Source organism: Pedobacter antarcticus (genome assembly GCF_900103515.1).
In the GTDB taxonomy this organism is placed as follows: Bacteria; Bacteroidota; Bacteroidia; order Sphingobacteriales; family Sphingobacteriaceae; genus Pedobacter; species Pedobacter antarcticus.
On the sequence record NZ_FNGZ01000002.1, the window covers coordinates 347173 to 361440 of the forward strand.

Consider the following 14268-nt stretch of genomic DNA (forward strand, 5'->3'; position numbering starts at 1 on the left):
CTAATTTGTTACATGTTCTTCAATTTAAATGCTGAAGCGCCTCTAAATAAAGGAGCTGCAGCCTTGCGGCATCCGTTGCACCTGAGTTCTACAGAAATCAACCAAAATATAAAAACCGGAAGACTGGAAATCAGCTGCAGAATTTTCACCGACGATTTTGAAGATATTCTGAGCAGGAATTATAAAATAAAAGCAGATCTGATCAAGCCTGTAAGGCACAAGGATATGGATGCGGTAGTCGGAAAATACCTGCTTGCACATTTACAGCTGGCAGCAAATGCCACGAATATTAAGCTTAACTATATTGGCTATGAAAACGACAACGAAGCCGTCATCGTTTATTTGGAGTCAGAACCTGTAAAAAATATCCGGTCGCTGGAAACAAGCAGCACTATTCTATACGACCTTTTCAATGATCAGGTTAATATCTTCCATATCACTTGTCAGGGTAAACGTAAAAGTGCTAAACTTGATTATCCTTCTAAAAAACTACTCACAACATTCTGATAAACCGAGCAAAAAATCACGTTATTTCGCTTCAAGCCCTGGTCACCAAATTAAATTATCGCTGCTACAAGCGTTATTTTTGAAAATAAATCAAACGCAACGTTAATGTTTACAGGGTGTTAGCGTTTTTTGACAGTTCGCTGATGCTCAATATTCAAATTACTTTTACATTTGCTTAACGCTGTTAAATAGTTTATCACTTTAATCATATAAGGACAAACTTAATTATGGGAAGCAAAGAAAGAATTCAAAGAATTAAGGAAGAAACCAGATCAAATATCCTGGACGCTGCTTTGCAGATTGTCAGGGAAGATGGCTGGCAGGCCTTAAGTATGCGAAAAATTGCAGATAAGATTGAATACACTGCTCCTATAATTTATGAATACTTCGCTAATAAAGAGGGGATACTATTTGAACTAACCCGGATCGGGCATCAGTTACTTTTGCAGGATGTTCGGAGTGCGAAAGCTGCTCAGACGGAACCAGACTTACAATTGGAAGCTATCTGGATGGCTTACTGGAATTTTGCATTTTCACAGACACAGTTATATCAGTTAATGTACGGTGTTGATATGGTCTGTTGTGAGCAGAAGAAAGCGCTTCCTGAAGCAATAGCATCCGCAAAAATAATTAACGATACAATTTCCGAACTGATGGTTAAACCAACGCCGGATATGATCTGTAGAAAATATTATACATTCTGGTCTATCATTCATGGACTGATTTCCATTAACCTTTTAAATAAAGGTACCGGAGATGAAATGAACCAGCATATTTTAAAGGATGCTATTCATGGAATTATTAATACTATAAACGACTAAAAATTTTTTACCCAAATATCTAACGCTGTTAAATAAACTTATGAGCTTAAATGCTTTTGGGAGTCAATTAACAGTTTTTTTACCGCTAATCACTTAACGACGTTAAATAACTTTACTTCGATAGAATGTCTCCTTAATCCTCTTTTTCTTCCACTATTTTTTATCCATTCACTTAACACTGTTAAACAGTTAATCATTGTTATGAAATCTTCAATTTTACTTATAGCATTATTTATTGCCGGTTGTTCAGGCAACCAGCAAAACAACGCACCGGCACCTGCACAGGCATTTCCGGTAATTACATTAAACGAATCCGATGAAACCACCTATGTGGAATATCCGGCTTCAGTTCAGGGGGTCTCAGATATAGATATCCGCCCTCAGGTATCCGGAATCCTTGACAAAATTTATGTCGCAGAAGGTGCGAGGGTAACAAAAGGGCAACCCTTATTTCAAATTAGCCCTTTACCTTTCCGGGAAGCATTAAACACTGCTAAAGCAACTTACCAGGCCGCAGAAGCAGCATTGGTCAGTGCAAAGCTAGAAGTTGAAAAGCTAAAACCACTGGTGAGCAATCAGGTTGTTTCAGACTTTCAATTAAAAACAGCGATGGCTGCCGAACAATTAGCCAAAGCTAATACGGAACAAGCAAGAGCAGGCGTTGAAGCCGCCAAAATCAATCTTGGTTATACCACTATCGCAGCGCCGGTTTCGGGTTTCATTGGCAGATTGCCGAAAAAACAAGGAAGTTTGGTAGGTGTAAGCGATGCAATGGCCTTAACTACGATCTCCGATGCGCATGAGGTTTATGCTTACTTCTCTTTAGGTGAAGATGATTATATAGACTTTAACTCTAAATATCAGGGAAAAGACGCAGCAGAACGTTTTAAAAATATGCCAAAGGTGTCACTGATTCTGGCAGATAAATCTGCCTATACAAGCCAGGGTAGAATTGATATGGTAGATGGACAGTTTAACCGACAAACAGGATCCATTACACTGAGAGCTACTTTTCCAAACGAAGCGGGTGTGTTGAAATCGGGAAATACCGGGCGCATTAGATTAGGTAAGAAGCATGGTTACACGGTAATGGTGCCTCAGGCTTCTACTGTTGAAGTACAGGACAAATTGTTCGTATTCACGGTCGATGCCAAAAACCAGGTTAGCAAGCAACCAATTCAGATAATTGGAGCCAGCGGAACAAATTATCTCGTCCAGTCCGGTCTGAAAAAAGGAGACAGAATCGTCTTCGACGGCATTGACAAACTCAAAGAAGGAGATCATATCCAACCGGAACAAGTCTCCAAAGACAAACAAACCGCATTGAATTAATTCACGAAATTATGTTTAAGAAATTTATAGACAGACCTGTTCTTGCAACAGTAATCTCGATTCTGCTGGTTATACTCGGTATACTGGGTTTAAGCAGATTACCCTTGCAGCAGTTTCCGGATATTGCCCCCCCGGCCGTACAGGTAACTGCCTTGTATCCCGGTGCGAATGCGGAGACTGTGCTGCGGTCTGTGGCACCCTCGTTGGAAGAATCTATCAACGGGGTTGAAAATATGAGCTATATGAGCTCAACAGCGAGTAACGATGGTTCCCTGGTTATTACTGTTTATTTTAAGCTGGGTACAGATCCGGATCAAGCTGCGGTTAACGTACAGAACCGGGTTTCACAAGCGACCAGTCAGCTTCCTGCAGAAGTAATTCAGGCTGGTGTGACCACGGCAAAACAACAGAACAGTTTGATCATGGTACTCGATATGTATACCGAGAATGAGCAAAGCTACGATCAGACATTCCTGGCCAATTATGCAGCAATCAACCTTGTTCCCGAAATTAAACGGATTCCTGGAGTAGGGCAGGCAGCAATTTTTGGCGGTAATAAAGACTACTCTATGCGTGTATGGTTAAACCCTGCACAAATGTCTACTTATCAGCTTACTCCTAACGAAGTAATGGCGGCGATTAAAGACAAAAACTTAGAAGCTGCACCGGGTAAATTTGGTGAGAGCAGTAAGAATGCCTTTGAATATGTAATTAAGTATAAAGGGAAATTAAATAAACCCGAAGAATACGAAAATATGATTATCCGGGCAAATTCCGATGGCTCATTCCTGCGCTTAAGGGATGTTGCGAGAGTAGAATTTGGTGCTTACACTTACGGTAGCCAGACCCGTATAAACGGTAAAGCCGGTATGAATATCGGTATTCAGCAATTAAGTGGTTCCAATGCGAATGAGATTCAGATCGCAATTATGGAATTCATGAAAAAAGCAGAAAAAGATTTTCCAAAAGGCGTAAAGTATGATATCCTTTATAGTACAAAAGTAGCACTGGATCAAAGTATAAATCAGGTAATTCATACACTGATAGAAGCTTTTATCCTGGTATTCATTGTAGTTTTCTTGTTCCTTCAGGATTTCCGATCCACGCTGATTCCGGCTATTGCAGTGCCGGTAGCGATATTGGGAACTTTCTTCCTGATGCAAGTATTTGGTTTCTCTATCAATTTGCTGACACTCTTTGCCCTGGTACTTGCTATTGGTATTGTGGTCGATGATGCGATTGTCGTCGTCGAGGCCGTGCATGCGAAAATGGAGCATCAGCATCTTGCACCTAAAGCGGCGACAGTATCTGCTATGCATGAAATTACCGGTGCGATTATTTCCATAACATTGGTTATGAGTGCGGTATTCTTACCTGTCGGTTTTATGGAAGGGTCTACAGGATTATTCTACCGGCAGTTTGCATTTACACTGGCAATTGCGATTGTAATTTCTGCGATTAACGCGTTAACATTGAGCCCCGCTTTATGTGCGCTGTTCTTAAAACATCAGGTTAAAGGTGGTGAGGTAGAAAATCCAAACTTTAAAACCAGGTTCTTCAACTCATTTAACGCTGGATTTGATACGATGACCAACCGTTATATGAAAAGTCTTCAATTCCTGATCAGAGCCAAGTGGGTAAGTATGGGCGGTCTGGCTATTGTTATTCTGGCGACGATCTGGATGGTTAGAAAGACTCCTACAGGGTTTATTCCTTCAGAAGATCAGGGCTTTATTGCTATTTCGATGACTATGCCAGCCGGTGCTTCATTGGATAGGTCTGCAGCAGCCATGAAAGAAGCTGAAGACCTTTTGAGACCGTTAGAGTTCACTAAATTATATAACTCTCTGGCAGGTTTTAACTTGCTTACAAGTTCTACCAGTCCATCCGCAGGCGCTTCATTCATCTTATTGAAACCGACTGAAGAACGTGGTAAAGTCAAAGATATCAATGAGATTATGGGTATTGTGAATGCTAAATTAGCATTAATTAAGGGCGCCAGTTTCTTTGTGTTTACTTTCCCAACGGTTCCTGGTTTTAGTAATGTCGACGGATTAGATATGGTTCTGCAGGATAAAACTGGTGGAAAACTGGACAAATTCAGTAAAGTAGGTAATCATTTTATTGCTGAACTGATGAAGCGTCCTGAGATTGCTGTAGCCTTCACTTCATTTAAGGCAGATTATCCGCAATTGGAGCTGCATCTGGATGAAGCTAAAGCTGAGCAGTTAAATGTATCGGTTAAAGAAGTACTGCAAACTATGCAGACTTATTTTGGTTCATCACAAGCCTCCGACTTCAACCGTTTCGGTAAATATTATCGTGTTATGGTGCAGGCAGATATTGCAGATCGTGCAGATCCATCAGCGCTAGATGGTGTATTTGTTAAAAACAGAGATGGTGAGCCCGTTCCTGTAAGTACATTGGTTCGTTTGGAAAGGGTATATGGCACCGAGACTGCATCCAGATATAACATGTTTAATTCAATCGGTATAAATGCGATTGCCAAACCAGGCTACAGTTCAGGTGATGCTATCCGTGCAGTTGAAGAAGTAGCAGCGAAGGAACTGCCATCTGGTTTCGCCTATGAATTTTCTGGTCTGACCAGAGAGGAGATCAGTTCAGGTGGACAGTCAGTAATTATCTTCCTGTTATGTCTTGTATTCGTTTACTTCTTGTTATCGGCTCAATACGAAAGTTACATCCTGCCTTTGGCGGTTATCCTTTCTATCCCAACAGGTGTATTCGGTGTATTTGTCGCTATCGGATTAACAGGTATTGCCAATAACATCTATGTACAGGTAGCCTTGGTTATGCTAATCGGTTTGCTCGCCAAAAATGCGATTCTGATTATAGAGTTCGCTGTTCAGCGTAGAAAAGCAGGTAAATCATTAGTATCAGCGGCTCTTGAAGCGGCGAAACTCAGGTTGAGGCCAATTATCATGACTTCACTCGCATTTATTGCCGGTATGGTACCGATGATGCAGGCAACCGGTCCATCGGCTCTTGGAAATCACTCTATTAGTATAGGTGCAGCCGGAGGGATGTTGAGTGGGGTAATCTTCGGTCTGTTAATCATCCCGGTTTTATTTGTCATTTTTCAATTCCTGCATGAAAAGGTCAGCGGAAAAGCAGACCATATCAGTTCGGAAACTTTAGCTATTAAACATCCATAATATGAAACTGTATTCAAAATATACCCTTTTTGTATTGACCGCAGTACTTTTGCTGGCTAGTTGCAAAGTGTCACGCGATGTCGCGCTGCCTGAGCATACCACTCCCGCACAATTTCAGGGCGCAGACAGTTCACAGGTTTCCGGTATAGCATCATTGTCTTATACCGAAATCTTTAATGAACCTGAATTGCTGTCGCTGATTGATACGGCAATCAAAAAGAATTACGATTTGCAAATTGCCATGAAAAATATGGAGGCTGCCGGCATCTTGCTGAAACAGCAGTCCTTCAGAAATATTCCTCAATTGAGTTTACAGGTTAATGCGAACACCAGCAGACCCTCAGACCATAGTCTGAATGGCGTAACGATGTCGCAGTTTATCGGTAGTTCACACATTGAAGATTATAACCTGGCAGCAGGTCTGAGCTGGGAAGCAGATATCTGGGGTAAATTATCTCAGCAAAAAAATGCCGCTGCAGCTACTTATCTGCAATCTGCAGAAGCAAGAAAAGCAGTACAGACCAGGCTTGTTTCCCAGGTTGCAACGATTTATTACAACCTGCTGATGCTGGATACACAATTAGAAACTGCCCGCAAAAATCTGGCACTTAATACCAATACATTACGGATTATTAAGATGAAGTTTGAAGCAGGGCAGCTTACTTCATTAGCTGTTCAGCAGGCGGCAGATCAGCAATTAACGGCTTCGGCACTTATCCCGAATCTGGAACAACAAGCTGCACTGGCAGAAAATGCATTGCATGTACTTACTGGTCGTTTCCCTGGTAAAATGAACAGGATAAACAGATTAGAAAATATTCCTGTGGACAGTAGTAAAGTGACTGGTGTTCCTGCCGAAATGTTAAGCCTTCGTCCGGATGTGAAACAAGCGGAACTAGAGCTTGTTAAAGCGAATGCAAAAGCAGGATATACTAAAGCAAGCATGTATCCTTCACTCGTTTTGAGTGCAAACGGAGGTCTGAATTCCTTTAAGGCGAGTAACTGGTTAAACATACCGGCTTCCTTATTCGGAAACCTGGCAGGCGGATTAACCCAGCCCATTTTTCAACGCAGAGAACTGAAAACACAGTATGAACTGGCACTGAAAGACAGGGAAGCCGTAGTACTTAAATTCAGAAGTACCGTACTGGAAGCTGTTGCCGAAGTTACCGATGAATTGGTGAAAACAGACAAACTGCAGCAGCAATACCAATTAACTGCACAGCGTGTAGGCTTAGCCAGGGTAGCGTTGAAAAATGCAGATCTATTATTTAACAGCGGTAAAGCAGATTACCTGGAAGTGATTAATGCTCAGCGAAATGCATTGCAGAGTGAATTGGAATTGGCTAGTCTTAAAATGGCCCGCTTACAGGCACATATTGGTTTATACCGAGCCTTGGGTGGAGGCTGGAAATAAGCCAGATCACAAATGAAAACAAAAACCGGATGCAGTAGAAGCATCCGGTTTTTTTGTTTTATGGAACACTTTTTGAACAAAGCTTCTGAAAATGAGCTATGGAGCCAAAAACTACTTTTGAAAATAATCCACCAAAATCCAGAAGCAAAATCTGGATTACCATAACTCTGGTTATGCTCGTCGTGTTATCGGGATTTTTATATTACCGTTATTATTTTGTTTTCGGTGAAGGAGTCAAAGCCGGACAGCTTAATTATTTCGTTAAAAAAGGATACCTGTTTAAAACTAGTGAGGGGCGTTTGATCCAGACTGGTATTCGTTCCCAGGCACCCGGAAATATCGCTTCAAATGAATTCATGTTTTCGGTATCAGACCAGAAAGTTGCCGATCAGCTAAATAACAGCGCAGGCGCAGATTTAGAATTACATTATAAAGAGTATCTGAATCCATTGCCCTGGAGAGGCGTAAGCGAATATGTGGTTGACAGTGTAATTTCTATAAACCGAAAATAGATATAAGCTTTTGCGGCGGTCATTGTCTGTCTGATTAATTCCTTAAATTAGCCTCGACAATGAGAATTCTGCACACTGCCGATTGGCATTTAGGAAAAAGACTGGAACAGAGTGAACGTACAGATGAGCATCAGGCTTTTCTGGACTGGCTTATCCTTACACTGGATGCGCAGCGCATCGACGTTTTAATTATTGCAGGTGATATTTTTGATACTGGCAGCCCCTCAAATACGGCTTTGGAGCTTTACTACGCATTTTTACGTAAGGTAAAAGATACCTGCTGTGAAGAGGTCATTATTATAGGAGGAAACCACGATTCAATTAGTACGCTCAATGCGCCTCAATCACTCCTCAAATACTTTAATGTACATATTGTCGGAGGAGTTCCGGAAGAGTTCACAGACCAGATTATTCAAATTAATAATGAAGCAGGCGAACCCGCGCTTCTGGTTTGTGCTGCGCCATTTCTCAGAGACCGTGACATCCGGTTGTCCATTGCTGGTGAAACGACACTGGAGCGTGAACAGAGACTTAAACAGGGAATAACCGACCACTATCACCGCTTTATCCCCCATATTACCCCGTTTAAAAACCAGGGAATACCAGTAATTGCTACTGGACACTTATTTGCCGCGGGCTCCAGTACATCAGACAGTGAAAAAGAAATTCATGTAGGTAATCTTGGACAGGTTGGTGCAGACCAGTTTCCTGAAGCATTTGATTATGTGGCGCTGGGCCATATACACCGGCCGCAAAAAATAAATCAGGTAAATCATATCCGGTATTCTGGTTCGCCAATTCCTTTGAGTTTTTCCGAAACCTCTGACCGTAAGATCGTCATAGTTATTGAATTTGAAGGCCCGGCTCTAACCGTCATCGAAGAAATAGAAGTACCGTGTACCCGAAGATTACTACGCATTAAAGGAGATTTAGTGCATGTAAAAAATAAGTTGACCCAGGTAGAGAATACGGTTGCACTTTTTCCGGCCTGGATTGAAATTCAAGTGGAAACAAACTCTTTTATTTATGAACTGGAAGATGAACTTCAGACACTGATAGCTGGAAACAGTCATATAGAGCGCTTGTTTATTCGCCAGGTAAGAACTGGAGCAATGAAGAACCTCAACGAACAAACTGAAGAGCTCGCAGCACTGAACGAACTGAATCCCGAAACTGTTTTCGAAAGAAAATGTGAATCTGCTTATCCGGGAGAAGATCATACCGGGCTGCTGGATACATTCAAACAGGTGATGTCCTATATGCAGGAAAAAGAACAGGAGTAAGGAAACCGAAAAAAGAAAGATCCCCCAATGAAAATTACTGCTATCAGATTTCTTAACCTCAATTCGCTAAAAGGAACGCATGAGATCCGTTTTGACCAGTTTCCTTTGGACCAGGCGGGTATTTTTGCCATAACCGGACCTACCGGTGCCGGTAAAACTACGCTTTTAGACGCCATTACAGTAGCACTTTATGGCCGCGTCCACCGGCATCAGAAAGATGCATTCGAAATCATGACCCGGCATACTGCAGAATCCTATGCAGAGGTCGAATTTGAAGTACAACAAGTGCTTTACAGATCAAGATGGTCGGTTAGGCGGGCGAGAGGAAAAGCAGACGGACAATTGCAGACGCCAAAGATGGAAGTGGCAGAAGTAGAAAGCGGAAAAATAATTGCCGAACATCCCTTACAGGAAGTAAAAGATATCATTGTTAAGATCTGCGGATTAGATTACAGCCAGTTTTTGCGTGCTGTGATTTTATCGCAGGGAGATTTTACGAGGTTCCTCAAAGCCGATGAAAATGATAGGAGTGAATTACTGGAGAAAATTACCGATACCGGTATTTACTCCGAAATTTCCATCGCGGCTTTTGAAAAAGCCAGGACTGAAAGAGTAAAATTAGAACAGTTGCAGCAGCAGCTTTCCTATGTAAACCTCTTAAGTGCAGAAAGCAGGGCAGAATATACGACGGCATTGGAGCACACTTTAAAACAGGAGATACAACATAAAAAAGCGCTGAATTCGACCCGGATACAACTTGAGTGGCTTAATCAACTCGACAAACTGACCCTGCGGCAAAAAGAACAGTTCAATCTGCTTGAACAAGCAAAGGAAAGATTAAAAATAAATGAGCCTGACTTTGTACGGTTAAAAAAGCATGAAGGAGCATTACGTCACAAACCCTCTTTAATGGTACTGCAGAGTGTTTCCACTCAACTATCAGCTATGGAACAGGAACTGGATCAGTCAGCGCTCAATTTACCTGCATTAAATCAGGAACAAGCAGTACTTTCTGAGATCCTGGTTCGCAAGAGTGAAGAACTGGTGGTGTTGCAGACCGAGCAATCACGGTTAGAACCTATTATCGAAGAGGTTTTTAAACTAGACACGGCTATCGGTCACGCTTTAAAACAGAGTGATTTGTCTGCTGCCGGTTTTAATCAAATACTTTCTGAACGAAACAATCTTCAGTTGCAGGCGGAGCAAATTACTGCGCAACTGGAAGATATTAAAGCTGCGGCAGAACAAATTAAAGAATGGCTTCAGGCTAATCAGGCCGATCAAGGGCTCGACCAGGCACTTGGGATTTGTAAACAGTTACAGGACCAGTTATCTAAAAATCAGCATCAAATCACCTCCCTTGAACAGCGGCGCTCTGATCAGCAAAAAGAACTTCAAGAACAGCAAGTTGCTGCTTCTGCATTACAATCAGGACTTCAGGATCTCGCAGGTGGCGAGCAGGAACTAATTGGAGGGCTTAACAAGATGCAGGCAAACCTGACTAATCTGATCGCAGACTTTTCAATTGAACAAAGGGAAGAAGAACTGCGCAAGCTTCCTTTAATTATTGAGCTCGTCGGGCAGCAGGTAAAACTTGCGGCTTCCATTCTTAAAAATGAAGAAGAAGCTGTACAGTTGGAAGTACTACAGAACGGATATGAAAAACAGGTTTCAGAATTGCACAGGCGTTCTCAGGATGCGGAAAAAGAAACTTCAAAAGCACAGGAACTTTTGGAGTCTCTGCAGGCAATCTATGAACTAGAGGTAAAGGTCCAGGAATTTGAGCCGGCCAGGCAATTACTGCAAGCCGAACAACCCTGTCCTTTATGCGGCTCCCTTGACCATCCTTTTGTAAACGGTCATTATATTGGTAAGGTGAGCGATGCTTTATCCCGGAGAAATCAGCAGCAGGAACAAACGAATAGATTCCGGCAGCAACATTCCGCTATCGGTTTAGAATTAAATACCAGGCAGCTTGAACTGAAGAACACAGCAACGCAGCTGTTAAATTGTAAAAATACCTTAGCAGCTAATCTGCGGGAGTTTCAGGAAATTAATCTGCGTTTACCAAAACCATTAGATTACAAGCGAATATCAATCATAGAAGCTGTAAGCCGGAAAAAACAACAAGAGCAGCAGGAACAGGCTTCCGAACTTGCTCAGATTAGAGTGCAGCAACAGGAGATAAAAGCCCAGGAACTCCTGATTGTCCAGCATAAAGAACAATATACTATAACGCAGAATAAGCTGGCCCAAACTAATCTTAAGATTAAATATCTAACAGACAGGGAGGAAGAATGTAGTAAAGAATTAAAGCAGAGCCGAATCCAGCTTGATGAGTATTTACAGGGAATACAGGCGCTGGTTAAGCCATTTGGATTAAGTGCCGATACTGCATCTGCAGGAGAACTGATACCGAAGATGGAAGAACGCCTGCAGTATTTTACGCGCAAGGGCCAGGAATACCAACAAATTCAGCAAAAATTAGGTCAGCTGGAAAGTACTGCGCTCCATATGGCATCTGTGCTGCTGGAAAAAAACAGAAATCTGGAACTGGCCAACGATCAGATGATCAATGACAAACTCAGCCTGGATAAATTGAGAAGCGGGCGAGTCGCACTATTTGGCCAGGGCGATCCTGTGGCAGAACGAGAAAAGGCCAGGAATACTTTGAAATCATATCAGCAGGAATATGAAGAATTTCAAACTTCGGTACGTGCTAAACAAGATGCTCTGCGTCTGCTGGAAGACCGGACTGCAAATCTGAAAAAGACTGCCGGGGCATTAAAAGATAATTATCAAAAGCAAACAGCAGCATTTTTAACCATCCTTGCCGAAGATGATATTGATTCGGTAGCTGCGCTGGAGTCTCTTTTTCTGTCTGAAGAAGAGGCATCGGCATTGCAGCATCTTATTCGGGACTTACAACAGCAAATTTCAAATATGGAAGGTATGTTGCGGGCTACTCAAGAGGAGCTGGAATTGGAGAAGGCCAAAGAATTAACTGCGCATGATAAAGAGTTTATAATACCTCAATTACAGCAACAGGAGGAAAGTCTGATCCAAATTCTGGAAGAGAAATTTAAGGTCAACCGCATCCTGTCAGACGATGATGAAATGAAAGCAAAACATGCTTCCGTTGTATTACAAATGGAGCATCAAACATCGGAAACAGAACGCTTTGCGAAACTTTCTTCACTAATCGGGTCTGCTGATGGTAAGCGGTTCAGCAGATTTGCTCAGGGACTAACGCTGGCCCGTCTGACTGCATTAGCTAACAGGCATCTTTTGCGGTTAAGTGATCGCTATCAGATTCTGAAAACTCCGGAGCGAGATCTGGACTTGCAGATCACAGACAGCTATCAGGCCGACGTTGTTCGGCCGATGACTACTTTGTCCGGAGGAGAAAGCTTCCTTGTGAGTTTGAGTCTTGCCTTGGGTTTGTCCGATCTGGCGAGTAAAAAAGTACAGATCAATTCCTTATTTATAGACGAGGGCTTTGGAACACTGGATGCAGAAACACTGGATATAGCCATTACTGCGCTGGAGAACTTACAGGCAAATGGAAAAAGTATCGGCATAATTTCCCATGTTGAAGCACTGAAGGAAAGGATCAATACGCAGATCAGATTAACCAAAATGCCTGGTGGCAGCAGCCGGATCAGTATCACTAGCGGAGGAAGGATTTAAAGCTAAATCCTTCCTGCTAATTCCGTGTTTTTTCCGGTGAGTGTACTGTCTTTATCAGATAGTACTGCATTTGCAGCCAGATGTGAATTAAGATATTTGGAGGCATAGGACTGGGCACTTCCATTAATAAAAATAACGGTTTTTCCTGCTATGGTATTAATAACCTGGTCACTTAGCTCTGCTGGTACTGCAGGGCAACCATGACTGCGGCCAAGCCTGCCCAGTTCATTAATAGTTGCCTGGCTCACATAAGGAGCCCCATGTACTACAATGGCGCGTTTTCTGGCATTAGCATTATAACCTTCGTCCATACCATCTAATCTTAATGAACGTCCGTGTTTGCCCCTGTAAATTTCGGCAGTCACATAAAAACCAAGACTACTTTCGTTGGAATCGTTCGTATCCGAGAAACGGGTGGCTAAATCTCCACCACTTTTTTCACCATGTGCCACCCAGGTATGGAGCAATAAAGAGTCTGTTTCCAGATCTATAATCCAGAGCCGTTTTTTCGTGCTGTTCTGATCAAAATCTGCAATTGTCAGAATTGATTTCCCGTTGCCAGCTTTACCTGTATTTTTAAGATTGTAATATCCAGTAAGTGCTTTTTGAAATACTTCTTCACTTAATCCCGCATCCTGAAGGTGAATACTTTTGTACTTATTAGCTACATAGGTTTGATAAAGTGCATCCTCTGTAATAGTTTTAACCTGAAATTTAGGTTGAACTGGAGAAACCCAGCTGATAACTGAAAAAGCAATGGCTACTAATAACATGCCGGCTACGCCTAAAAGGTGTTTTTTCATTAGCAATTATTTGGTTTTTGTTGAACTTTCTTTTGTTTAATGTTTAACCAATATAACGAAATTAATACAGTTCAAAATTTGATACGTCCGATAATTACGTGGAAATGACCGATATAACCTGATGAAATTTGTTTTAAATTGAACTGATTGTCCATTAAGACGTGATTTTGACGACATTTCTTGAAATGTATATTTTTTGTTTTTTTTTCTTGCCGGATCGCGGTTGCTTCAGATATCCGAGTTTTATCCGCTCATCGGCAAATTGCAAAACTTAAACAAAACCACCTTATTAACACTGTTTAGGCATCGGCAGATACACTTGGTAAATGGATTGAAATAACTGACCAAAACCAATGAGTATAGAAGGCTTATTCCAGTAAACCATGTTTTTTTATAACATCTTGTTGATCTTGATTTAATATTGAGAATCTACTTTTGTGATAGATAATATTTGGTTAGTATTTTCTAAAGTTTAGGTTTAGTTGATTGAAATAACCCGGGTGGATGTCCGGGTTTTTTGCTTTTAATAACCTTTTTTTATTTCCCCTTTTTATTTTTATACTGTCCTTGGTTGGTATACCCTTGCCATACCCTTCCTTTACCCTTGCGATACCCAATGGGTAAAGGAAGGGTATCCCAACGGTATGGCAAGGGTAAAGCAAGGGTATATCAACACCGAAGAGAATCAACAGAAAATTAAAAGCTCCCATATTGGAAATATTAACCT

9 protein-coding genes are annotated in these 14268 nt (G+C 41.7%); 8 read left to right on the forward strand and 1 reads right to left on the reverse strand.

The window, feature by feature from the left end:
- The first annotated feature begins 12 nt into the window (after window positions 1–12).
- The 8 genes from BLR53_RS05140 to BLR53_RS05175 all read left to right on the forward strand — a co-directional run bounded on the left by BLR53_RS05140 (window position 13) and on the right by BLR53_RS05175 (window position 12738).
- A complete protein-coding gene (locus BLR53_RS05140) occupies window positions 13–507 on the forward strand; it encodes a DUF6702 family protein (protein ID WP_051759661.1) in 495 nt (164 codons plus the stop codon).
- A 227-nt stretch (window positions 508–734) separates the two neighbouring features.
- On the forward strand, window positions 735–1328 hold the full coding sequence (locus BLR53_RS05145) for a TetR/AcrR family transcriptional regulator (RefSeq protein ID WP_037438815.1): 594 nt from the start codon (window positions 735–737) through the stop codon (window positions 1326–1328).
- 201 nt (window positions 1329–1529) lie between these two features.
- Complete coding sequence (locus BLR53_RS05150) at window positions 1530–2660, forward strand: efflux RND transporter periplasmic adaptor subunit (protein WP_037438814.1); 1131 nt, start codon at window positions 1530–1532, stop codon at window positions 2658–2660.
- A gap of 11 nt (window positions 2661–2671) precedes the next feature.
- Complete coding sequence (locus BLR53_RS05155) at window positions 2672–5836, forward strand: efflux RND transporter permease subunit (protein ID WP_037438812.1); 3165 nt, start codon at window positions 2672–2674, stop codon at window positions 5834–5836.
- A 1-nt stretch (window position 5837) separates the two neighbouring features.
- Entirely contained in the window at window positions 5838–7253 is a 1416-nt protein-coding gene (locus tag BLR53_RS05160; protein ID WP_074587767.1) for an efflux transporter outer membrane subunit, read from the forward strand.
- A 98-nt stretch (window positions 7254–7351) separates the two neighbouring features.
- Window positions 7352–7765 (forward strand): hypothetical protein, encoded by a 414-nt coding sequence (locus BLR53_RS05165; protein WP_074587771.1) that lies wholly within the window; start codon window positions 7352–7354, stop codon window positions 7763–7765.
- A 59-nt stretch (window positions 7766–7824) separates the two neighbouring features.
- The gene (locus tag BLR53_RS05170; RefSeq protein ID WP_074587775.1) at window positions 7825–9048 is read left to right on the forward strand and encodes an exonuclease SbcCD subunit D C-terminal domain-containing protein; all 1224 of its coding nucleotides are present in this window, start codon (window positions 7825–7827) and stop codon (window positions 9046–9048) included.
- A gap of 27 nt (window positions 9049–9075) precedes the next feature.
- Window positions 9076–12738 carry an SbcC/MukB-like Walker B domain-containing protein gene (locus tag BLR53_RS05175; protein WP_074587779.1) on the forward strand — a complete coding sequence of 1221 codons (3663 nt, stop codon included), beginning with the start codon at window positions 9076–9078 and terminating at the stop codon, window positions 12736–12738.
- Window positions 12739–12740: 2 nt separating this feature from the next.
- Here the strand turns inward: BLR53_RS05175 and BLR53_RS05180 are convergent, their stop codons facing one another.
- A complete protein-coding gene (locus tag BLR53_RS05180; protein WP_081857471.1) occupies window positions 12741–13541 on the reverse strand; it encodes a murein L,D-transpeptidase catalytic domain family protein in 801 nt (266 codons plus the stop codon).
- Between the last annotated feature and the right edge of the window lie 727 nt (window positions 13542–14268).